We start from the raw sequence: 22,960 nt of genomic DNA on the forward strand, positions 1-22,960 counted from the left end.
GAAAAGATGAAAGTACAAGCTTTTTTAATAAAATATGCCGAGATCGGCATTAAAGGAAAAAACCGCTACATGTTTGAGGATGCACTGGTCAGACAGATCAAGTATGCCATGAAGCCGGTGGGAGAATTTAAAGTGAGAAAAGAGTCCGGGCGCGTCTTTGTGGAAGGACAGGAGGATTTTGACTATGAGGAAGCCGTGGAAGCGTTAAAGACTGTCTTCGGGATCACGGGCATTTGTCCGATGGTGATCGAGCATACAAAGGATGTGGAACATCTGACGGATGCTGCAGTACGTTACATCGACAGCCAGTATGGAAAGAAAGATTTCACCTTTAAGGTCAATGCAAGACGGGGAGATAAGGAATTTCCGATGAATTCTATGGACATCAACTGTCTGGTGGGAGAAAAGCTTTTGGATGCGTGGCCGGACTTAAAGGTAGATGTGCACTGTCCGGACGTACTCGTAAACATTGAGGTTAGACAGCAGATCTATATTTATTCTGTGGAGATCCCCGGACCGGGAGGCATGCCGGTGGGAACAAACGGAAAAGCCATGCTGCTTTTATCAGGGGGGATCGACAGTCCTGTGGCAGGATACATGATTGCCAAAAGAGGGGTGCGCATTGATGCGACTTACTTCCATGCACCTCCGTATACGAGCGAGCGGGCAAAACAGAAGGTCGTGGATTTGGCAAAGATCGTTTCAAAGTATGCAGGGCCGATCCATCTTCATGTGGTAAACTTTACGGATATCCAGCTTGCTATCTACGAGAAATGTCCGCATGACCAGCTTACGATTATCATGCGCCGTTATATGATGAAGATCGCAGAACACTTTGCAAAGGAAAATGACGCACTGGCGCTGATCACCGGCGAGAGTATCGGTCAGGTTGCCAGCCAGACAATCCATAACCTGGCGATCACAAACGACGTGTGTCATATGCCTGTGTTCCGTCCGCTGATCGGAATGGACAAACAGGAAATCGTAAATATCGCAGAGAGGATTGACACCTTTGAGACTTCAATCCAGCCGTTTGAGGACTGCTGTACGATCTTTGTGGCAAAACATCCTGTGACCAAAGGAAACTTAAAGAAAATTGAGAAATCAGAAGAAAATCTTTCTGATGTCATAGATGAACTGATGGAAAAAGCGATCGAAACTACAGAAGTGATCGTTGTAAAATAAAGAATGGGTTACTGAGGGGAAGAACAGAGAAAGGGTTCCAGCCTTTGAAGAATCTCATCCCTTTTTTCGGGAATCTGAAAGGCCAGAAGAATTGGTTCATTTAAGTTTAGGCTGAACAGGTCCATGACACTTGCGGCGTCCAAAAGGTAGGAACCCAAGATTATGTAAAAGCCGCCGTCATATTCTTTGATAATATTGATAAAGTCGTTGACCTTTTTTATGGAATTCAGCATTAATTGTACTTCGCACATGATTCATCCTCCAATGACGATAGTGTACAAGCTAACATTTGAATTGTCAATAACAACGAAAGGAAAAGAAACACTCCATGAGTTTAAATAATGTGAAAGCCGCAGTCGTGACTTTGGGATGCAAGGTCAATCAATATGAATCCGATGCTATGTTTGACATGCTCACGGATGCAGGGGCTGAGATCGTCAGCCCCAAAGAGGGTGCGGATATTTATATCGTCAATACATGTTCTGTGACGAATATAGCAGAGCGGAAGTCCAGGCAGATGCTGCACCGGGCAAAGAAGCTGAATCCGGATACCGTGGTGGCCGCCGTGGGATGCTATGCCCAGGTGGGGAAGGATGAATTGAAAAAAGATCCGCTGATCGATCTGATTATTGGGAATAATAAAAAGAAAGATTTGATCCCGATCCTCGAAAATTACCTGGAAGGCCACCGCCGGGACGCTGAGGTTTTGGATTTGTCCTCGGGAAGCGAATACGAAGCGCTGCATGTGAGACATTTAAATGAACACACGAGAGCGTATATCAAGGTTCAGGACGGATGCAACCAGTTCTGCTCTTACTGTATTATTCCCTATGCCAGAGGAAGAGTCCGGAGCCGGGATACGAAAGATGTCCTCTCTGAGATCAGAGGCCTTGCAGAAAATGGATGCAGGGAATTTGTCATCACAGGGATTCATGTGTGTTCCTACGGGACGGATCTTGACGGGGACAAAGGACTGATTGATCTGCTCGAAGAAATAGGAAAGATCGAGGGAGTGGATCGAATCCGTTTAGGTTCTCTGGAACCGGGGATCATCACAGAAGATTTTGTAAAAAGGCTTAAAAATATAGAGCAGTTCTGTCCACATTTTCATCTGTCCCTTCAGAGCGGATGCGATGCTACCCTGAAACGGATGAACCGGAAATATACGACGGACGAGATAAGAGAAAAAGCAGAGATCCTGAGAAAAGCTTACGAAGATCCCGCACTGACAACGGATATCATCGTAGGATTTCCGGGGGAGACCGAAGAAGAATTCGAGGCAACGAGAAAGTTTCTGGAAGAAATCGACCTGTATGAAATGCATGTTTTCAAATATTCAAAAAGAGCAGGCACCAGGGCCGCCGTCATGGAACACCAGGTAAATGATCAGGAAAAAGCCAGAAGGAGCGCAGTCCTGATCGCCATGAACGAGGAACATAAAAATGCGTTTGAACGCAGGCAGATCGGGACACGAAGAAAAGTTCTGATCGAAGAAAAATTAAGAAACAGCTCCGGAAATTTCTATGTGGGACACACAAAAGAATACGTCAAAGTGGCGGTGGAAAGTGAAGAACCTCTGGAAAATCAGATTGTGGAAGTTGAACTCACCGGTATCAGCGGTGATGGATATGTGGCAGGAAATGTGTAGAAAATCCATTGCTATTTTTTCGGATATATATTAGAATAAAAAAAAGATACGAAAAAGGACGTGAGAATATGGATAAGAATCAGACACAGCATTTTTCCGTGGTGAAAGATGAACTGGACGTGCACAGAATATTAGAGCATGTCTATGAAGCACTGGAGGAAAAAGGATATAACCCGGTGAACCAGATGGTAGGCTACATTATGTCAGGGGATCCCACCTACATTACCAGCCATAAGAATGCACGAAGCATGATCAATAAAGTAGAGAGGGACGAGATTATCGAGGCCCTGTTTGTAAATTATATTGATACAAGGCTGAAGTAGGGATTATGAGAATACTTGGGCTTGATTATGGGACAAAGACAGTGGGCGTTGCCCTGAGCGATGAGCTGGGGATCACAGCGCAGCCGTTTGAAACCATTACGAGAAAAGATGAAAATAAGTTAAGAAAGACTTATGCAAGGATCGAGGAGATCGCGGCCGAATATAAGGTTGAAAAGATCGTCCTCGGATATCCGAAGAATATGAATAATACGATCGGAGAACGCGGAATGGCAACGGAAGCTTTCCGCGATAGTTTAGTGCGCAGAACCGGACTGGATGTGATTTTATGGGACGAGCGCCTTTCTACTGTTGCGTCCAATAAAGTATTGATGGAAAGCGGCGTCCGGAGGGAAAATCGGAAAAAGGTCATTGATCAGGTTGCTGCATCGATGATTTTACAGGGGTATCTGGATTCTCTGTAAAGAAAGGATTGATAAAATGAAAGACAAAGAGAGCAGAATTCTCTTTTTAGATGACCAGGGCCGGGAGATTGAATTTATGGTGCTGGAACAGACGACACTGGCAGGGACAAACTACCTGCTCGTTGCGGATTCCGTGGATAAAGACGGGACAGTTTTGATTATGAAAGAAATCTCACTGGAGGATGACTATGTCTCCTACGAGATCGTAGAAGATGAAGAAGAGCTTGAGATCATATCCAAGATATTCAATGAATTAATCGAGGATTTTGATTTGACAGTATAAATGCAGCAGGATTTTGAGGTGGTTTGATGGGCTATAACGAAGAATCTTTTATAAAAATTTTAAAGAGCAAGGGTTTAAAAGTGACGAATCAGAGAAAAACTGTATTAAAGGCACTTTCATCAAAACCGGACCAGCACCTGACCGCGGAAGAAATCTATGAATTGGTTAGAGTAGACATTCCCGAAATCGGGATTGCGACAATTTATCGTACCATACAGTTACTTTGTGAATTAGGATTAATTGATAAATTGAATTTAGATGATGGATATGTTCGCTATGAAATCGGAAAAGAAGATAAAAATGAGCACCACCATCATCATTTGATATGCGTGAATTGCGGAAAAGTTTTAAAGTTCGACGATGATTTATTAGATGAATTGGAAAAACAGGTCGGGAAAACGACCGGATTCATCGTCCATGATCATGAATTAAAGATGTACGGATATTGTCGTGATTGTCAAAATAACCGGAAGTAATAAAATGGAGGAATTATTTTGAAATCAGACAACACAAGTGTAGGTAACAAGACAGAAGGACAGCAGCAAAAGAAGCAGTCAAAAAACTTTTGGCCGAAAAAGTACAGTCAGCCGAAAACTCCGGCAGTGATACCGAATGAGTCGAAGGAACTCGCGGTCAGGGCAAAGCCGCAAAAGAAAGAGACGGCACCGAAGAAGACGGCACCTGCGAAAGCGAAAGCAGCGCCGAAGAAGACTCAGACGAAGACACAGACAGCCGCATCAAAAGCACAGGGACGTCCGAGAACGGCTCAGAGAAGGAATACGGGAACGGTAAAGATCATTCCTCTCGGCGGCCTCGGTCAGATCGGTATGAATATAACAGCCTTTGAATATAACAACAACATTTTGATCGTTGACTGCGGTGTGGCTTTCCCGGATGACGAGATGCTCGGAATTGATTTAGTCATCCCGGATGTGACCTATTTAAAGGAAAATGCAAAGAAAATCAAGGGACTGGTCATTACCCACGGACATGAGGACCATATCGGAGCGATCCCTTATATTGAAAAACAGCTCAACATTCCGGTCTATGCAACAAAACTTACGATGGGACTGATCGATAATAAGTTAAAAGAGCATGGACTGTTAAAGCAGGTGAAAAAGACAGTCGTAAAACACGGCGACGTGATAAAACTGGGAGTCTTTACGGTAGAATTTATTAAGACCAACCACAGTATCGCGGATGCGGCAGCTCTTGCCATCCACACTCCGGCAGGGCTGATCATCCATACCGGTGACTTTAAGATTGATCATACTCCGCTTTTCGGAGAGGCGATCGACCTGGCAAGATTTGCAGAACTCGGAAGAGAGGGTGTCCTTGCGCTTATGGCGGACAGTACAAATGCAGAGCGCCCAGGCTACACACAGTCTGAAAAGAATGTAGGCAAGACACTGGACAGCTTATTTGCGGCTCATCCAAACGGAAGGATTATCGTAGCCACATTTGCTTCCAACGTTGACCGTGTGCAGCAGATCATTAATTCCGCTCACAAACATGGAAGGAAGGTAGCGGTAGAAGGCCGGAGCATGGTAAATATCATTGCGACTGCTTCAGAGCTGGGATATATCAAAATCCCTAAGAATACTCTGATTGAGACAGATCAGATGAGAAATGTACCGGACGATCAGATCGTTATGATCACCACGGGAAGCCAGGGCGAGACTATGGCAGCCTTGTCAAGGATGGCAAACAATACGCACCGTAAGGTTTCTATCAAACCTACAGATACGATCGTATTCAGCTCCAGTCCGATTCCGGGAAATGAAAAAAATGTCTCCAATATTATGAACGAACTGGCGATGAAAGGCGCTAAAGTCGTATTCCAGGATACCCATGTATCCGGTCATGCGTGCAGAGAAGAACTCCGCCTGATCTATGCACTGACGAAGCCGCAGTATGCAATACCGGTGCATGGAGAATACCGTCATCTGGTGCGGCACAGTGAGTTGGCTTTGGAGATGGGGATTCCGAAAGAAAATGTTTTTGTTATGGAAGAAGGAGATGTCCTGGAGATAAACAAAAAATCCGGGAAAGTTACCGGTAAAGTCCCTGCCCAGGGAATCCTTGTAGATGGACTGGGCATCGGAGACGTAGGAAATATTGTACTGAACGACAGAAGACAGCTGTCACAAAATGGCCTGATCATTGTTACTGTGACTTTGGAAAAACACGGAAACAGCATTTTGGCAGGTCCGGATATCGTATCCCGTGGTTTTGTCTACGTGAGAGAATCTGAAAGCCTCATGGAAGGAGCCAGACAGGTTGTGGAAGATGCGGTGGAAAGCTGTCTCACAAAAAACATTACCGATTGGGGCAAGTTAAAGTCCTGTATCCGGGACACGCTGAGCAATTATATCTGGAAGAAGACGAAGAGGGATCCGATGATCCTTCCGATCATTACAGAAGTATAAAGCTTTACGCGGGGAAGGAAAGTGCAAAGACAGATGATGACAAAGGATGAAGAGAGAAAAAACAATAGAGATGACCTGTTCCGGCTTTTTTGGAAGGTGATCCATCAGATACTGATCATAGGTCTGATCGTTGGATTATTTTTCGGCATGTATTCTTTTGCCTATCATGCTTTCTCAAACGAGGCATACGATGCTTCCAGCACCAGAAAGATTCAGGTGGTAATCTCCAAAGGAGACGGGACCGGAAAGGTGGCCGATCAACTTTATGAGAAGCATCTGATCATCGGTAAAAACAGATTTAAAGTAAGAAAATTTTTCTCAAAATATAAAGAAACGGAGTTTGTTCCCGGCAAGTACAGTCTGTCACAGTCTCAGGGTATTGATGAGATCATGGCAGTGCTGTGCGGGGATATCCGTGAAAAGGAGAAAAAATGATTGTAGATGAAAATGTAACAGATTATCTCCGTTCATTGATCAGGGAGGAGGACGCTTTTCTTGAAAGGATTGAGCGTGAAGCCAAAAAGAATCATGTGCCGATCGTGAAGCCTGAGACAAAAGAGTTTCTGAAATTATTAGTGCTGATGAAGCAACCGATGAAAATTTTGGAGGTCGGAACGGCTGTGGGATTTTCATCTCTTTATATGCACAAGTTTCAACCGGAGGGCGGGACTGTTGTAACCATTGAACGGAATGAAGGAAGGATACTGAAAGCCGAGGCAAACTTTGCCGAAGCGGGGGTACAGGACGCAGTGACTCTCTTGAAAGGGGATGCTGTCCAGATCCTCAAAGAGCTATCCGGAACCTTTGATTTTATCTTTATGGATGCGGCTAAAGGCCAGTACATCCGTTTTTTTGAACATATTTTACGGCTGCTTCCTGAGGGAGGCATTTTGGTTTCCGACAATGTGCTCCAGGATGGGGATATCGTAAGATCCAGGTATGCGGTTGAGCGCAGGGACCGGACTATTCACAAGCGGATGAGGGAGTACCTATATACACTGAAAAACCACCCTCTGCTGGAGACATCCGTGCTTCCTGTGGGAGACGGGGTGGCAGTGAGTATGAAAACAGGAGAGTAACATGAGAAAAACAGAACTGCTTATACCAGCAAGTAATTTGGAAGTACTGAAAGTAGCTGTACTCTATGGAGCGGATGCGGTTTATATCGGAGGAGAAATGTACGGGCTGAGAGCAAAAGCCAAAAATTTCTCTATGGACGATGTAAAGGAAGGAATCCGTTTTGCCCATGAGCACGGAGTCAGAGTTTATATAACAGCCAACATTGTGGCTCATAACGGAGACCTCGGCGGTATCCGGGAATACTTCAGGGAGCTGAAAAGCACAAAGCCGGACGGACTGATCATTTCCGATCCCGGTGTTTTCATGATCGCCAGGGAGGAATGTCCGGAGATTGAACGCCACATCAGCACCCAGGCCAACAGCACCAACTATGCCACTTATAAATTTTGGCATGAACAGGGCGCATCCCGTGTGGTGGCTGCCAGAGAGCTGTCTCTTCGGGAAATCAAAGAGATCAGGGAGCACATCCCGGATGATCTTGAGATTGAGGCATTTGTCCACGGGGCTATGTGTATATCCCACTCGGGGCGCTGTCTTTTAAGCAATTATTTTACCGGACAGAATGCCAACAAAGGGGCGTGTACCCATCCGTGCAGATGGAAGTATTCTGTGGTGGAGGAGACCAGGCCGGGCGAATATCTGCCGGTGTATGAAAATGAACGGGGGACTTATATTTTTAATTCCAAGGACCTCTGCATGATTGAACACATGGATGACCTGATCGGCGCAGGAATCGACAGCCTGAAGATTGAGGGAAGGATGAAGACTGCCCTCTATGTGGCGGCGGTTGCGAGAACTTACCGAAAGGCTATTGACGATTACAAGGAGTCACCGGAGAAATATTTTGCCAATATGGATTATTACAGGCAGGAGATTTCCAAGTGCACTTACCGGCAGTTTACAACGGGATTTTATTATGGGAAGACAGATGAACATTCTCAGATTTATGACAGTAATACTTATGTGAAGGAATATACCTATATCGGCATCGTGCAGGGACACAATGAAAGAGGGTATGCACTGCTGGAACAGAAAAACAAGTTTCTCGTAGGTGAGACCATTGAGGTAATGATACCGGGAGGAGAAAACCTCCAGGTGACCGTAAAAGCGATCGAGGATGAGGACGGCGTTTCCATGGAGAGTGCCCCGCATCCAAGGCAGATGATCTATGTGGATTTCGGGGAAGAAATTCCGGAAGGATATCTGCTCAGACGAAAAGAAGAATAAAGTTAAGTTTCAAAACATCGGCAATATTTTTATGCCGATGTTTTTTTAACATGACATGGGATGACAAGTTCAGAGTGGTATCATTTATTGTAGGAAGGGAGATGAAATTTCTTATGAAATATGAATGGAGAAAACAGGAGAAGGAGATTTACAGCGCAAAACAGGAGCCGTCTCTGATCGAGATACCCGGACAGAGCTATATTATGATCTGCGGGGAAGGTGATCCTAACAAAGAAGATTTTTCAGAGAGAGTCGGTGTTTTATATTCACTTGCATTTCAAATCAAGAATGGATATAAAAAAGCCTGCTCAGAAGGTTGCGTTAAGAAGATCGACAGTCAGTATGAGGACTATGCAGTCTATCCGCTGGAAGGAATCTGGACGACCTCTGATCCGGAGCATCCTTTGGATAAAGACCGCTTTGTTTACCGGATTATGCTGAAGCAGCCGGACGTGATCACAGAGGAGATGTTTAAAGAAGCATATGATGCAGTAGCCCGAAAGAAGCCTCATCAGCTGCTCAAAGAGGTGGAGTTTTTCTCTCAGGGGGAAGGGTTGTGTGTCCAGATGATGCATAAGGGGCCATTTGACGATGAACCAAAATCCTTTGCGAAGATGGATAAGTTTGTCAAAGAGAAGGGATATGAAAGGCGGAATCACTGGCACCGGGAAATTTATGTGGCAGGAGCCAGGCAGGCCGATTCAAAGAATAAGAAGACGATCCTCAGATATGCTTTGAAAGATAAAGCCTACCCACCGGGCACACCGCATTTTCAGGGTTTTGGGCGAAATAAAATACGGTACAGCAAGTATACAATCATCAGCCCGGATAGAACAAATCCAATAAAGCTGATCCAGGGGATACCAAAAATTAATGGTTTCATCTCCGTCATACAGAGAAGACTTGCTCCAACAAAGAGAGAGGAAGAGATGATCCCAAGTACAAGATAACCGGCGGAACGGTGAAACATTTTCACCAGGTCATCTGCATCTGTGAGCTCTAAATTTAATTTTGTCTGCCCGTTTTTTGCGATATTTAACAGGTCGGAAAGCTGGGACGGGATCTCCATGGATTTATCAAGAGACGCATAGGCTGTCCGACCCCGGCGGATCAGTTCTTTTTTCCAGTCAAGGTCATCATAGATTATGGATGACATATGCACAGAAAGGATCGAGAGCATATTGACTTCGGGGGAGCAGGCGGCCAATGTGCCTTCCATGGTAATCATGCTCCTGCCGAGGAGCGTGATATCCGGGCTGATGGCGATTTTATGCTTTTTTACAAGATCCAGAAGCTTCTCAATCAAATCTCCCAGGCGCATCTCGCCGAAGTCCAAAGTCATATAACGGCTGACGATATCATCCACGTCCGTATAGAGCCTGGCATGATTAATGCGGTCTTTTGGCTCTCCCAGGGTGAGGAGGACATTTTTCAGCGTATAGATGTCGTGCATTAACAGGGCTGAGATGGCTTTTCTGAGGAGCTGTTTATAGTGTTCAGACAGATGTCCTGTCATGCCAAGATCCAGCCAGGCAATCTTCCCTCCCGCAATCCACAGATTTCCCGGATGCGGGTCGGCGTGGAAAAAACCATCCTCCAGGATCTGTTTACAGTAGTTTTCTGCAGCTTTCTCGCCGATCTCCGTCATGTCATATCCGGCCTTGCGGAGTGCATGGATATGATCGATCTGGATACCATCGATATAGGTCATAGTAAGCAGACGGGGTGTGGTAAACTCAGTGAGCACCTGCGGGCAGGTGACATAGGCAATGTCTTTTTGGTTTTCATAAAACCGCACCAGATTGTCCGCTTCTCTTATAAAATCCATCTCTTCCTGAGAGGTTTTCCAAAGTTCATCCAGTATCGTATTAAAATCGATCAGGTCACCGGTTCCCATGGCAATTTTCATGATTTTGGCGGCTTTTTTTAGAAAATGAATATCATTTTCCATGGTTTCCCGGATATGAGGCCGCTGGACTTTGATGACAACTCGTCCGCCGCCTGCGAGCACCGCTAAGTGAACCTGTGCGATGGAAGCAGAACCTAGCGGAGCCGGACGGATCTCAGAAAATGCAGATTCCAGGGGACGGCAGAGTTCCTGTTCGGCCACCTGTTTCACCAGAGAAAAGTCCAGCGGTTTTACTTCGGTCCTGAGTTTTTTTAATTCTGTACAGTATGCTTCAGGAAGCACATCAGAGCGCATGGACATAATCTGGCCCAGCTTGACATACGTAGGCCCCAGATCTTCCAGAATCTCTTTCAGCTTTTGAGGGGTCATCCCCCTTGAGAGATGATGCCTTTTTAACACCGTGAGAATATCTAAAAGCCGCCGGTTAGAGACATCACTGCTCATCTTCTTTTGATTCCTCTGGGGCATCCTCCCGAATCTCGGCATCTGCCTGCTTTTTCAAATTGATCTTTTCCATTAAACGGTCCAAATCTTCTGCGGACATATCATCCACGGCATCGATCAAGTCTCCATAGTCTTTTACAATATTTACAGTCACATGATCTTTCAGTTTTTCTTTTGTTTTATGTTTAAGCTCTTCATTTACAACCTTGGCCTGTTCTACAGTGAGTTCACCTTTTTTTACAAGGTCCTCGACGATATCTTTGGCAGAGTCCGCCGTGGCAGCCATAGCACCGATGCCGGCCAGCAGGATCTTCTTCATACCTTCTCCAATATCCATAAAAACCATCCTTTCTACAATAAAACAATAAACACACTCCAAACTATATAATAAGTATACCTTATCGCGCGGAGCGCGTCCACCCGAAGGGTATAAAATACGGTGTGCCCTGTGGGTATACCTTATCGCGCGGAGCGCGTCCACCCGAGCGACATTTTCCGCATGATTTCCGTTCGGCTCTTAGAATGCCTCACTCCAATCATGTAGAAAATGGACGTAATACCTGCCGGACAAGTGTTACTTGAACAAAAGAAGCTATTTTGGGAGAGTTCTTTTGTCTAATGGGTACTTTTCTTTGGTACATGGATGTATACCATTGATTTTCCGACATATATGTCGTATAGTTTATTTATAGACATATATGTCGGAAAGGAGGCGTTCCGTGAATAAAAGAGGTGAAGCGACGAGGAGATTGATCAGGGAGAAAGCCTGTCTTTTGTTTGCAGAGAAGGGTTTTAAAGAAGTTACAATGAAAGATATCTGTGAGATCACGGGGTTAAGCCGGGGAGGCTTGTATGGACACTATGAGAGCACAAAACAGATTTTTAAAGAAATCGTGGATGAAATGATGGACTCTCAGAATGAGGAGTTTCATTCGAAAATGAAGCTGGGACTTTCTGCGGTTCACATTCTGGACGATATTTTAAAACGCTATCAGGAGGAAATGATCGACAGTGAAGGCTCTTTGAGCACTGCGATTTATGAATATTTCAGCATGAAGGAAAATGCCGCCGGGGAGAATGCCTTGTACCGTCAGTATTTAACTTCCTGTCATACATGGAAGAGCTTTCTTCAATATGGCATTGACCGGAAGGAATTCTATCCTGTCGATATATCTGCGGTGTTTGACCTGATCATTTTTTCCTATCAGGGAGTGAGAATGTACAGCAGACTTATGCCGGTTAACAGAGAAGTGCCGGAAAGAATGATGAAGGAAATCCGAAATTTATTAGTGAGAAAGGAATAAAAAGATATGGCGACTATATTTGACCGCTGCGACAATACAAAAACGGCGTTGATAAATCCCAGGGATGTTATAAAAGAAAAAACGGATTTTCCGGAGGTATGCATCACCACTTTTTCAGCGGACATGATCGACCGGCTGGCTGAGTTAAATGACGGACAGAAGATTGCAGAATTGTGCAGCGCAAACGGGAATCTCCCAGTCTATGAAATGCATTATGCCGGGAAGAGCATCGCGTTTTTTTTATCCAGAGTAGGTGCACCTGCCTGTGCGGCCGGTTTAGAAGAAATCATAGCACTGGGAGCGAAAAAAATAGTAATGTTCGGATGCTGCGGGGTCCTGAACCAGTCCGCTGTCCAGGATAAAATAATTGTCCCTGTTTCTGCGGTAAGAGATGAGGGAACCAGCTATCACTATATGCCGGCCAGTGAGGAAATCCATGCGGAGACATCGTCTGTAAATATATTAAAGAATAGTTTAAAGAAATGCGGAATGTCTTATGTGACCGGCAAGACATGGACCACGGATGCGATTTACAGGGAAACAAGGAGTACAGTGAAAGAGCGCAGAGAACAGGGATGCCTTGCGGTTGAGATGGAATGTTCTGCGGCTTTGGCAGTCACGCAGTTTCGTAAGATTCCGTTTGTCCAGTTTTTATATGGTGCGGATAATCTCGATGCAGACAGATGGGAACAAAGAGATCTGGCGGAGTACGGTATCAAAAGTTTTAATAAATACATGGAACTTGCGTTTGAATGTGCCGCCTCCCTGTAATATAAAGGCTTTCCCGGGGACAGCATATCCGATATAATATATATATAAACAGACAGAACAAAAAGATGCATCGTTAGAAAAGGAGCATTCGGCATGAAAAAAATTAGTGAAGTCAGCAGACTGACAGATAATCCACATCTGAATCTGTATCATTTAAAAGGAACAAACCGGGTTGGAAAAACGTTGAATTACTATATCGCTTCCAGGGTTAAAAATATGGAACGGCTGAAATTAAAGACAAAGCGCAATGATCCGGACGGCATTATTGTATACAGCCTCTACGGTGAAAAACGAGACAGGGTCGTGCTGGTCAGGCAGTATCGATATTCGATCGATGATTATATCTACGAATTTCCGGCAGGTCTGGTGGAAGAAGGAGAAGACTACCGGGAGGCAGGAATCAGGGAATTAAAGGAGGAAACAGGGCTTTCCCTGGAATTAATCGACGCCGATTTGATGTTTGAAAAGCCGGGCTTTATGTCTGTCGGCATGACGGATGAGTCCTGTGCAACGATTTATGGGTATGCAAGCGGCACACCGAGCAAAAAAGGGCAGGAGGACTCTGAAGAGATTGAAATTGTGCTTGCAGACAGGGAAGAAGTGAAAAGGATACTGAAGGAGGAACATGTGGCCATCATGTGTGCCTATATGCTCATGCACTTTTTACAGGATAAGGAGCCGTTTGATTTTCTGAATTTATAATGGACATTTGCAGTCGAGGATACAAAAAGGATACAAGGATCTGTTATATTTTTCAACATATAAATGGAAAGCTGAGGAGAGGAATATGAACCGTATTTTAATCGTCGAGGATGAGCCGGCCATATCAAATTTAATCCAGATGAATCTTGCAGCAGCGGGATACTGCTGTGTCTGTGCTTTTGACGGGGCAAAGGCGGCCGACCGGCTGGAACTGGAGAGATTTGATCTGATTCTTCTGGATATCATGCTGCCGGAGATAGACGGCTATGAGCTGATGGACTACATCAGGCCTCTTGAGATCCCGGTCATATTTCTTACGGCCAAGGCCAATACAGAAGATAAAGTAAAGGGACTGAAGGCAGGGGCAGACGATTATCTGACCAAGCCATTTGAGATTGCAGAACTGCTGGCAAGGGTAGAGACAGTTCTCAGGCGCTGTCAGAAGACAGAAAGCCGTCTGAAGGCAGGAGATCTGGAGATTGATATGTCAGCCAGGATCGTAAAAAAACAGGGGCAGCCCGTAAATTTGACAGTCAAAGAATACGAGCTGCTCCTGCTTTTGATACAGAATAAAAACATTGCCCTATTCAGGGACTTTATTTATGAGAAGATTTGGGGCAGCGGATACATGGGAGACAGCAGGACAGTCGATCTGCACGTGCAGCGTCTGAGAAAAAAAATCGGATGGGAACAGAAAATAAAAACGGTCTATAAGGTGGGCTACCGCCTGGAGGATTAGCAATGAAGTTTTCCTGGAAAGTATTTTTAAGCATTATTTCACTTACTATGCTCACATTCAGCGTTGGCGGGTATTTTTTGATCCAGTCTTCTTTTCAGTCTTCTCTGCGCCAGACCGTAGGGATGTCATATCAGGAAAATAATATTTTCCGGGCAACTTTGGGGGCTTCCATTGCCGTATCTCCTCCGGACAGCGGTTCACCGAGAAACACGGTTAAAAAGCTGGCCGGATCTATCAGTCTCTCATCTCCGGGAAAGGAAAGAAAATTTCGGATTTGTGACAGTTCCTTCCGGGAGCTGTTTTCTGATCTGAGTTTTCGTGTACCGGATCAGGTAATGAAGGCTCTGGACGAAAAACATACCGGATACTCCATTCTCAAACAGGACGGCAGGTATTATCTGCAGTCGGCCTGCCGCTTCACCGTGGATGAAGAAGTATTTTACCTGGAAAATGTAAGAGATATTACCTCGATTTATGAATTAAAAGAAAATCAGATGAAGCTGTATCAGAAGATATCCATTATTCTGGTCGTAACTTTGGGAATTGCTGTTTTTTGTCTGTCCAGATGGCTGACCCGGCCTTTGAGAATACTTTCCCGGGCGGTCAGAAACTTCGCTGCGGGCGATTTAAAGATCCGCTCGGAAGTGGTGTCCGAGGATGAGATAGGTTTTCTCGCCGGAGATTTTAATACAATGGCAGAGCAGCTGGAACAAAAGATCTATGAACTTGAAGACTCCGCACTGCGCCAGGAGATGTTTATGGGAAGCTTTGCACATGAATTGAAAACGCCTATGACTTCTATCATAGGATACGCAGATACCCTGCGGTCCAGAGGACTCAGTGAGGAGCAGAGGTTTCAGGCGGCAAATTATATTTTTGAGGAGGGAAAGCGTCTGGAAGCTTTATCTTTAAAGCTGATGGATCTGATCGTTCTTGACAAGCAGAAGATTTCCATGAGACCAGTCTCGGCAGCAGAGCTGTCTGAAAAAGTCATTCATCTTACAGGGCCTCTTTTGGAAACATCAGGTATTCAGCTTGAAACTTCTTTTGAGGAGGGGATCATATGGGGAGAACCGGATCTGCTTCAGAGTCTCTGTGTGAATCTTATGGATAATGCCAGGAAGGCAGTGGATGCGGACGGACTGATTCGCTTTGAAGGGAGATCAGATGAAAACGGTTATATTCTGGCGATAAAAGACAACGGAAGAGGAATGGCAAAAGAAGATGTTAACAGGATAACGGAAGCATTCTATATGGCAGATAAGTCCAGAGCCAGAAAAGAAGGCGGAGCGGGTCTTGGACTTTCTCTTTGCCGCCGGATCGTGGAACTGCACGGCGGAACGATGAAATTTGAGAGCCGGCTGGAAAGAGGAACGGCAGTCACAGTTCGGCTCAGAAAGGAGAGGTTCGATGAAATTTAAGAATGTTTTGATCTGCCTTTTCTCAGCGGCCTTGGCAGTCTCCTGTATTTTATGGCCGTCCCTGATATCGGGATATCAGGATAAGAAAATGAGGGGCCGGGTGGAACTGGACAAGGTGGAAGATGCATCGGAAATCCGGACAGATACCTTAACCATAGCCGAAAAATTAGCACTCATTGTGGAAGCCGATAACTCAATGGAGGAAATTGCCGTGACGAACCAGTCTTATGAGTGGGGATCGGCAGAGGTAGAAGAACTCAAAAAGGTTTGTATCAATGAATTAAAAAAATTGAAAGAGATGGGAATGTTTCCAAAGCTTGACCTGAATAAAAATACAATGATGTTTTATGAAACTACCACGACTTATCTGGATACAAAAAATTATGCAAGACGTCTCAGAGTCCAAACTGTATCTATACAGTCAGCGGATCAAAGTTTGTCACTGGTCATTGATGATTCTTCACATAAAATCTTAAGCCTCGACAGTGTAAAAGGAACTGGAATCAAGGCTGTGGATGCTGAAAAGATCATAGGGATTTGGGACCGGTACCTTGGATTGAGAGAAACAAACAAAATTGCAGTAATAAAAACCAGTCATTTTGTAAGATACAAGTCAGGCAGTGAAAATGTGTGCTATTCATTTATATTCTTCAGCAAAAAATTTGCGGAAGAAGGGGAATTTTATATTCACCCTGAAGTAAATTATGGAGATGAAAATAGTGTCAGCAGATGATACAACTTCGATGGAATTTTGAATGAATTGTGATACAAGGTCCGGGTATGATAATACCAGAGATAATATTCTCTGGAAAGAAGGGTGACGGACCAATGAGAAAGAAACAATATATACAGAGGAGACATAAGTATTTTGTCCTGCTTGTATTAGAGATCATAGGCGCTTGGATCCTGACGGTTCTTGTGATACAGTACTGTACGTCTACGCAGCAGCCGGTAAAAAATACAATACCAATCAGCAGATTTGTAAGGCCAAGACAAAAAGAACAGACAGTTAATATTCCCTGGAACTTAATATTAATAAATCATGAAAATTATGTGCCGGATGGTTTTCGGCCTGACCTGACTACATTAAACAACGGATGTCAGGTGGACCGGAGGATACTGCCGGATTTGCAGAGAATGATGGATGCGGCCAGAAAAAGAGGACTTTATCCCTCCGTCTGTTCTGCATACCGGACAGAAGAGCGCCAGACGTATCTTCTGGAGCGTGATATCAATAAGTATTTGAATCAGGGATGTACGGAGGCTGAGGCCAGGGAGAAGGCATCCAGATGGGTTGCGCTTCCGGGTCGGAGTGAGCATCAGACAGGACTGGCTGTGGATATCGTGGCAGTTGATTATCCGGTGCTTGATGAGACTCAGGAAAAGAGGAAAGAACAGCAGTGGCTTATGGAAAACAGCTGGAAATACGGATTTACTCTCAGATATCCAAAGAATAAAACAAATATTACAAAAATCGGATATGAACCGTGGCATTACCGGTATGTGGGAAAGAAAGCCGCAAGGGAAATGAAAAAGAAAAATATGTGTTTGGAAGAATATATAAAATATATTTCTGGAGGAATGTAAAAAATATCTTGGAAGAAGACAGATTAAAAATTCCCATGTGAAGTTTATAAAGAGCAATTTCATATGCTCCCATCTTTTCTGAGACGGCATCCTGAAGTTCACAGACAGCAGGACCGCTTGCCACAAGATCGATCTGGTTATGCATGGATTCCTGATCAAGATATTGGATCATATTTTGTATATTCCCCAAAACCATTTCCCATTTTGAATTCTCATCAATATGATATAAATCGTTCATAGCAGACCTCCTAAATAAAACAATTTATATTGTAAGTTTAACACATTTGAGAGAACCCTTACAGCCGGTGAAATATCTTTTAGAGGGAAAAGCACTATTGGACAGAGGAAGGCATACAATGTTAAAAAGGCTTGGAGGTTGCTTTACTTGCAGGCATTTTTAGAACCGCTGTCACAGGAAGAGGAACAATATTACTTGAAGAAAAGCCGCCTGGGGGACATGGAGGCCAGGAATATATTAGTAGAACACAATCTCCGTCTGGTTGCACATATTGTTAAAAAATATAATAACTTTGACAGGGATAAGGACGATCTGATATCCGTGGGAACGATTGGGCTGATTAAAGCGATCAATACCTATAACTTGGAGAAAGGGCACCGGCTGGTGACCTATGCTTCCCGATGCATTGAAAATGAACTGCTCATGATGCTGAGGCAGGAGAGAAAGAGTGCAAAGGACACTTCGTTATATGAGCCAATTGGGATTGACAAAGAGGGGAATGAAATTAATCTTTTGGATGTACTGGGGGCGGATGAAAACGATATCGTAGATGAACTGGACCTGAAGGAAAAAATCAGAGATTTGTATAAAATGGTGGATGAGATGGAACCGTCCAGGGAGAAAACAACTCTGATCATGAGATACGGATTATATGGCAAAAAACCCATGACTCAGAAAGAGGTGGCAAAAGAACTTCATATATCGAGATCTTATGTGAGCCGTATTGAAAAAAAAGCTGTTGAGAAGATAAAAAGAAGATTAAAACTATAATCAGGATATCTGCCGGAATTGTAAATTAGATCCCGGCAGTTTCTATTTTCTGTAAGTAAACTTCGGTTGATAGAAGCCGGAGAAACAAATATAATTGAAAAAAACAGAATCAATAAACAGGACCGGCCAAAGCCGGGGAGGAAATAAATGAGGATAGAAATTGCAAAACTGCATCGTTCAAGGCTTCAGGAGGCGATGGATCTTATGTGGGAAACCTTTGCTTCCAGGTTCCAGCCAAAAGATTTATTTGAACTTGTGCGTAAGGAAGATATTGAAGAGACAATAAGAAAGGGAACCAATGATGATGGTTCCCTTTCTTTCTATTAAGGAATATGTTATGAAAAGAGTTTGGGGAATATTATTTATAAGTATTCCATGTCGGAAAGTACTCTTAAAATGTTATGTCCTTCCTGAACACCGTCGATGATACGTCTTGCACGGACGCTGTCACCGATATTGATAATTTCTACGTTGGTATCCGCATATACCTCACGGATCTCCTCTAGGATCGGAGCGTTGGCACGCATTCCGAGACAGACGAATCCATAGTCAAATGGCAGGTCTTTTTCTTCACCGTCTGCTTTTACGAGGAAGGAATCGGCCTTGACTTCGCAGAGAGCAGTGTTCGGCATCTGGTTGACCTTATACTTTTTCATCAGTGCATTAACACCGGATTTAGAAACAGGGTCTAAATCTTTACCGATGGCAGGCATCATCTCTACGATGCTCACCTCTGCGCCTTTTGGTGCAAAATATTCTACAACATCCAGTCCCACGGCACCGCCTCCGATGACAGCGACCTTCTTGCCTGTGCAGTCTTCCGGATAGTCAGCCAGATGATTGATCATGCCGGAAATAGAGGCAACCTTGGAGCCTTCCTTGTCGATATGGTCGTGAAGACCTTTGATCGGCGGAAGCAGAGGATTGGATCCTGTGGCATTGACGATGATATTCGGGTGCAGAGCCTTGATCATCGGCAGTGTGGCTTCCTGTCCTTTAAAGATAAACAAGTTGTTTAACCTGGATGCCCTTACTTGAAGATAGTGAGGGAAATCAGCGAGACGTTTCTTGTCAGGAATCTTGGAGATTTCCACGGAAAGTCCTCCCAGATGATCTTCCTTTTCTAATAAGAATGTCGTGCAGCCAACTTCCGCAGCCGTACATGCAGCTTCCAGGCCGGCAGTACCGCCTCCGATAACGACAACGTTGCATGGTTTATTGATCTTGTGCTTTTTATAATCAGCACCGTCGTTTACCGTAGGATTAATCGTACAGCGGATCGGGCGGTTGACACCGATTCGGTTTCCTGCGCATCCGATGTTGCAGGAAATGCATTTCCTTAATTCATCTTCGTGCCCTGTGGCAACCTTTTTCACCCAGCATGGATCTGCGATGAGACCGCGTCCCATACCGATGATATCAGCGTCTCCGCGGGCAAGAATATCGTCAGCAACACGTGGATCACGAATATTACCCATAGTCACACATGGTTTTCCGTATTTTTCCCTGACAGCCTTTGCCATATAAGATCTCCAGCCGTCTTCTAAGTAGTTGGCGTCGATCTGGTACTGGATGGAACCGTTTAATCCGGCAGACACGTCGAAAACATCGACTTCTTCCTGGAAATACTGGAGGTAGTTCAAAGTATCATCCAGGGTATTTCCATGTTCCATAAACTCGTCGGCACTTAGACGGACGAAGATTGGGAACATCGGTCCAACCTGTTTTCTGACTTCTTCTAATACCAGCCTTGCAAATCTGGCTCTGTTTTCCGGAGAACCTCCAAATTCATCAGTTCTGACGTTAGTCGTAGGAGATAAGAACTGACTGATCAGGTAGGAGTGTCCCGCATGGATCTCAATGCAGTCAAATCCTGAAGCCTGTGCGCGCGCAGCTGCCTCTCCATATTTTTTAACAATTGCATAAATCTCATCTTTTGTAAGCGGACGGGGAATTTCTCCGCCTTCTTTGGATGGAATATTTGATGCGGATACCGGCTGTATATTAGTACGTTTAGACTGAGCGGACGCACCTGCATGATTTAACTGAAGTCCGATACATGCACCGTGGGAATGGACAGTCTCACAGAGTTTAAAGAAACGCGGCATGTAATTGTCGTGGTCGATCCTGATCTGAGTTGTACCGTTTGAACCGAGAGGGGAATCTACGCTGGCATTTTCCACCATAATAAGACCGACACCGCCTTTTGCCCTCTGTTCGTAATAATTGATATGGAGAAAACTCATCTCTCCGGTCTGTTCTCCATAGTTGGTTCCCATCGGTGTCATCATGATGCGGTTTTTCATCGTCATGTTTTTGATTGTCAACGGACTGAAAATATTTTTATAATTGCACTTCATTGTGTACCCTCCAAAAGATTATCGATTTCTAATTAGGGTTGTTATCATTGCATTTGGGTGATCTGTAATGATAAGTTCATTATAAAGCAAAGATAATTATTTAACAAATTGATATTTTTTTTGAAATCAATAGTTTTTGTCTATCGTTTTTTTTACGAAGACAATAAATTTCTCTACAGCAGGGATCATAATGTTGTTCTTCAGGTACGCCATGTAGACAGTGTGATAAGGTTTCACGTTGCTTAAGTGAAGGATCTCCACGTCATATTCCCTCAGAGATTCCACATGGGCCACGAAGCCGATGCCGAAGTTCTCGGCTACGAGAGCGGCAATGGCATTTTCATCGGAGGTTTCAAATGCGATCTCAGGTTCCATCCGGTTTTGCCGGTAGATGGAAGTTGTAAACTGGCCCAGGCCGGAAGTGCGGTCATATCCTATGACTGGGTAGGACAGAAGATCTTCCAGCAGAACTTCTTTTTTATGCTTCAAGGGGTGCTCCAGCGGCGTGATGACAACCATCTCCTGATTGATGACCGGGACGAATTCGATCTCAGGCTCATTGGATACGTAAGAGCCGAAGATGACGTCATATTTTTCAGACTTCAGATCACGGAGCATTTTGTTAGTGATTTCCTGCGTCATGGAAAAGGTGATATTGCTGGAACCTTCCGAATTTAAGAAACTGCGCACGAGGTGGGGAATATACGATTTGGCAAGTGGAAACACGTAGGCCAGGTCGATGTGGCCTCCCTTGGAGTTGGCCAGAGCCTTCATTTTATCCTCAGCAATCTTCACTTCTTCGAGTATTTTATTGACATGCTCTAAAAATATCTTTCCGTACTTAGTCAGCTCGATATTTCTTCCATTTTTCCGGAAGAGAGGAAGCCCCAGTTCCTCTTCTAAATTGGCGATGGAGCGGCTTAGACTGGGCTGGGATACATTCAATTCTCTGGCTGCCTGATGATAATGCTGCAGGGTTGCGATTTTTTGAAAATAAGAAAGCTGGTTTAAATTCATAGAGAGTACCTCGTTTCTTGGGAAAGTGCAATGGCTATTTATATAAGGAAGCATAACATAAATGATAGCAAAAATCTATTAAAAAGTATTAAAAGATGTATTAGAAGTATCAATAAGATCCGTGTATAATAGTTTTTGTAAGGTTGTTAAAAAATTAACTTTTGGGTGAAGAAACAACAGGGTAAGTAGAAAAGGAGAATGACACATGGCAGAGAGAATCACAGGACATACAGAATTGATCGGGCTGATGGCATATCCGATCAGACATTCCAGTTCACCGGCAATGCACAATGAAGCATTTGCCACATTAGGACTTGATTATGCATACTTGGCGTTTGAAGTTGACAATGACACATTAGAGGATGCGGTAAAAGGACTGCGTGCCCTGAAACTGAAGGGTTCCAACGTGTCTATGCCGAACAAGACAGTTGTAGGCAAGTACTTAGATAAGCTTTCACCGGCAGCAGAGATGGCAGGAGCAGTCAACACGATCGTCAATGAAGACGGAGTTTTGACAGGACATATTACCGACGGAATCGGCTACATGCAGTCACTGAAAGACAATGACATCGATGTGATCGGCAAAAAAATGACAATCACAGGAGCAGGCGGAGCTGCAACGGCGATCGAAATTCAGGCGGCACTGGACGGTGTCAAAGAAATGTCAATCTTCAATATCAAAGATAAATTCTGGGAGAATGCAGAGAAAACCGTTGAGAAGATCCGTGCAAACACAGACTGTATCGTAAATCTTTATGATCTTGATGATAAAGATAAATTAAAAGAAGAGATTGCAGACAGCTATCTGTTTGCACAGGCAACCGGTGTTGGAATGAAGCCTCTTGAAGGCCAGTCAGTGATACCTGACGCGTCATTCCTGCGTCCGGACCTGATCGTCACCGACACTATATATGCACCGAGAGAGACTGCACTTTTAAAGATGGCAAAAGAAGCCGGCTGCAAGACAATGAACGGTCTTGGTATGATGCTGTTCCAGGGAGACGCGGCATTCCACCTGTGGACCGGAAAACATATGCCGATCGACCACATGAAAGAAGTGTTGGATATTAAATACGACTAAATCTAGAGAGGAAATTTGA

General features: G+C 44.4%; 25 protein-coding genes and 1 pseudogene. 21 read left to right on the plus strand and 5 right to left on the minus strand.

Features of this window, described 5'->3' with window-relative positions; translation table 11 throughout:
• Window positions 1-6: 6 nt before the first annotated feature.
• Window positions 7-1,185 carry a tRNA uracil 4-sulfurtransferase ThiI gene (gene thiI / locus P8F77_RS07875; protein ID WP_024727838.1) on the plus strand — a complete coding sequence of 393 codons (1,179 nt, stop codon included), beginning with the start codon at window positions 7-9 and terminating at the stop codon, window positions 1,183-1,185.
• Window positions 1,186-1,193: 8 nt separating this feature from the next.
• Here thiI and P8F77_RS07880 read toward each other — a convergent pair whose 3' ends face one another.
• Complete coding sequence (locus tag P8F77_RS07880; RefSeq protein ID WP_024727837.1) at window positions 1,194-1,436, minus strand: hypothetical protein; 243 nt, start codon at window positions 1,434-1,436, stop codon at window positions 1,194-1,196.
• Between the two features lie 77 nt (window positions 1,437-1,513).
• On the opposite strand from P8F77_RS07880, the gene mtaB reads away from it, so the two are divergent.
• From mtaB to P8F77_RS07930, 10 genes and pseudogenes are all read left to right on the plus strand, one after another.
• Window positions 1,514-2,833, plus strand: a complete 1,320-nt coding sequence (gene mtaB / locus P8F77_RS07885; protein WP_024727836.1) for a tRNA (N(6)-L-threonylcarbamoyladenosine(37)-C(2))-methylthiotransferase MtaB — start codon at window positions 1,514-1,516, stop codon at window positions 2,831-2,833.
• Window positions 2,834-2,901: 68 nt separating this feature from the next.
• Window positions 2,902-3,156 carry an IreB family regulatory phosphoprotein gene (locus P8F77_RS07890; protein WP_024727835.1) on the plus strand — a complete coding sequence of 85 codons (255 nt, stop codon included), beginning with the start codon at window positions 2,902-2,904 and terminating at the stop codon, window positions 3,154-3,156.
• 5 nt (window positions 3,157-3,161) lie between these two features.
• Window positions 3,162-3,578, plus strand: coding sequence for a Holliday junction resolvase RuvX (gene ruvX / locus P8F77_RS07895; protein WP_024727834.1), 417 nt, complete (start codon window positions 3,162-3,164; stop codon window positions 3,576-3,578).
• Between the two features lie 16 nt (window positions 3,579-3,594).
• Window positions 3,595-3,861, plus strand: a complete 267-nt coding sequence (locus P8F77_RS07900; RefSeq protein ID WP_024727833.1) for a DUF1292 domain-containing protein — start codon at window positions 3,595-3,597, stop codon at window positions 3,859-3,861.
• Between the two features lie 26 nt (window positions 3,862-3,887).
• Entirely contained in the window at window positions 3,888-4,337 is a 450-nt protein-coding gene (locus P8F77_RS07905) for a Fur family transcriptional regulator (RefSeq protein WP_024727832.1), read from the plus strand.
• Between the two features lie 351 nt (window positions 4,338-4,688).
• Window positions 4,689-6,290 carry a ribonuclease J gene (locus P8F77_RS07910; protein ID WP_235824557.1) on the plus strand — a complete coding sequence of 534 codons (1,602 nt, stop codon included), beginning with the start codon at window positions 4,689-4,691 and terminating at the stop codon, window positions 6,288-6,290.
• 33 nt (window positions 6,291-6,323) lie between these two features.
• A complete protein-coding gene (locus P8F77_RS07915; RefSeq protein WP_024727830.1) occupies window positions 6,324-6,725 on the plus strand; it encodes a hypothetical protein in 402 nt (133 codons plus the stop codon).
• The gene (locus P8F77_RS07920) at window positions 6,722-7,369 is read left to right on the plus strand and encodes an O-methyltransferase (RefSeq protein ID WP_024727829.1); all 648 of its coding nucleotides are present in this window, start codon (window positions 6,722-6,724) and stop codon (window positions 7,367-7,369) included. The genes P8F77_RS07915 and P8F77_RS07920 overlap by 4 nt, the downstream gene beginning before the upstream one ends.
• A gap of 1 nt (window position 7,370) precedes the next feature.
• Window positions 7,371-8,597: a U32 family peptidase gene (locus P8F77_RS07925; protein WP_024727828.1), complete on the plus strand. Its 1,227-nt coding sequence runs from the start codon at window positions 7,371-7,373 to the stop codon at window positions 8,595-8,597.
• 203 nt (window positions 8,598-8,800) lie between these two features.
• Window positions 8,801-9,244: pseudogene (locus P8F77_RS07930) on the plus strand (GyrI-like domain-containing protein); the annotation flags it as partial.
• A 125-nt stretch (window positions 9,245-9,369) separates the two neighbouring features.
• On the opposite strand, the gene P8F77_RS07935 reads toward P8F77_RS07930, so the two are convergent.
• Together P8F77_RS07935 and P8F77_RS07940 are read right to left on the minus strand one after the other, a co-directional pair.
• Window positions 9,370-10,950, minus strand: coding sequence for an AarF/UbiB family protein (locus P8F77_RS07935; protein ID WP_095142890.1), 1,581 nt, complete (start codon window positions 10,948-10,950; stop codon window positions 9,370-9,372).
• Entirely contained in the window at window positions 10,940-11,287 is a 348-nt protein-coding gene (locus tag P8F77_RS07940) for a phasin family protein (RefSeq protein ID WP_270431771.1), read from the minus strand. The genes P8F77_RS07935 and P8F77_RS07940 overlap by 11 nt, the downstream gene beginning before the upstream one ends.
• Before the next feature lie 382 nt (window positions 11,288-11,669).
• Between P8F77_RS07940 and P8F77_RS07945 the strand changes: the two genes are divergently transcribed.
• The 9 genes from P8F77_RS07945 (at window position 11,670) to P8F77_RS07985 (ending at window position 18,810) form a co-directional block, all read left to right on the plus strand.
• Window positions 11,670-12,254 carry a TetR/AcrR family transcriptional regulator gene (locus tag P8F77_RS07945; RefSeq protein WP_024727826.1) on the plus strand — a complete coding sequence of 195 codons (585 nt, stop codon included), beginning with the start codon at window positions 11,670-11,672 and terminating at the stop codon, window positions 12,252-12,254.
• Window positions 12,255-12,260: 6 nt separating this feature from the next.
• Window positions 12,261-13,025 (plus strand): nucleoside phosphorylase, encoded by a 765-nt coding sequence (locus P8F77_RS07950; protein ID WP_024727825.1) that lies wholly within the window; start codon window positions 12,261-12,263, stop codon window positions 13,023-13,025.
• Window positions 13,026-13,118: 93 nt separating this feature from the next.
• Window positions 13,119-13,727, plus strand: a complete 609-nt coding sequence (locus P8F77_RS07955; RefSeq protein ID WP_024727824.1) for an NUDIX hydrolase — start codon at window positions 13,119-13,121, stop codon at window positions 13,725-13,727.
• An 85-nt stretch (window positions 13,728-13,812) separates the two neighbouring features.
• Window positions 13,813-14,466, plus strand: coding sequence for a response regulator transcription factor (locus P8F77_RS07960; protein ID WP_034549463.1), 654 nt, complete (start codon window positions 13,813-13,815; stop codon window positions 14,464-14,466).
• A gap of 2 nt (window positions 14,467-14,468) precedes the next feature.
• Window positions 14,469-15,887: a HAMP domain-containing sensor histidine kinase gene (locus P8F77_RS07965; RefSeq protein ID WP_024727823.1), complete on the plus strand. Its 1,419-nt coding sequence runs from the start codon at window positions 14,469-14,471 to the stop codon at window positions 15,885-15,887.
• Window positions 15,877-16,620, plus strand: coding sequence for a hypothetical protein (locus P8F77_RS07970; RefSeq protein WP_024727822.1), 744 nt, complete (start codon window positions 15,877-15,879; stop codon window positions 16,618-16,620). The genes P8F77_RS07965 and P8F77_RS07970 overlap by 11 nt, the downstream gene beginning before the upstream one ends.
• Window positions 16,621-16,715: 95 nt before the next feature.
• Window positions 16,716-17,474 carry a D-Ala-D-Ala carboxypeptidase VanY gene (locus P8F77_RS07975; RefSeq protein ID WP_034549461.1) on the plus strand — a complete coding sequence of 253 codons (759 nt, stop codon included), beginning with the start codon at window positions 16,716-16,718 and terminating at the stop codon, window positions 17,472-17,474.
• A 385-nt stretch (window positions 17,475-17,859) separates the two neighbouring features.
• Window positions 17,860-18,483, plus strand: a complete 624-nt coding sequence (sigK, locus tag P8F77_RS07980) for an RNA polymerase sporulation sigma factor SigK (RefSeq protein ID WP_024727820.1) — start codon at window positions 17,860-17,862, stop codon at window positions 18,481-18,483.
• Between the two features lie 147 nt (window positions 18,484-18,630).
• The gene (locus P8F77_RS07985) at window positions 18,631-18,810 is read left to right on the plus strand and encodes a hypothetical protein (RefSeq protein WP_024727819.1); all 180 of its coding nucleotides are present in this window, start codon (window positions 18,631-18,633) and stop codon (window positions 18,808-18,810) included.
• A 35-nt stretch (window positions 18,811-18,845) separates the two neighbouring features.
• Here P8F77_RS07985 and P8F77_RS07990 read toward each other — a convergent pair whose 3' ends face one another.
• Complete coding sequence (locus P8F77_RS07990; RefSeq protein ID WP_024727818.1) at window positions 18,846-20,843, minus strand: NAD(P)/FAD-dependent oxidoreductase; 1,998 nt, start codon at window positions 20,841-20,843, stop codon at window positions 18,846-18,848.
• 126 nt (window positions 20,844-20,969) lie between these two features.
• On the minus strand, window positions 20,970-21,860 hold the full coding sequence (locus tag P8F77_RS07995; protein ID WP_024727817.1) for a LysR family transcriptional regulator: 891 nt from the start codon (window positions 21,858-21,860) through the stop codon (window positions 20,970-20,972).
• A 205-nt stretch (window positions 21,861-22,065) separates the two neighbouring features.
• Between P8F77_RS07995 and P8F77_RS08000 the strand changes: the two genes are divergently transcribed.
• Window positions 22,066-22,941 (plus strand): shikimate dehydrogenase, encoded by an 876-nt coding sequence (locus P8F77_RS08000; protein WP_006567234.1) that lies wholly within the window; start codon window positions 22,066-22,068, stop codon window positions 22,939-22,941.
• The last annotated feature ends 19 nt before the right edge of the window (window positions 22,942-22,960 follow it).

Origin of the sequence: Anaerostipes sp. PC18, assembly GCF_039789045.1 — a bacterium.
Taxonomy (GTDB): domain Bacteria; phylum Bacillota; class Clostridia; order Lachnospirales; family Lachnospiraceae; genus Anaerostipes; species Anaerostipes hominis.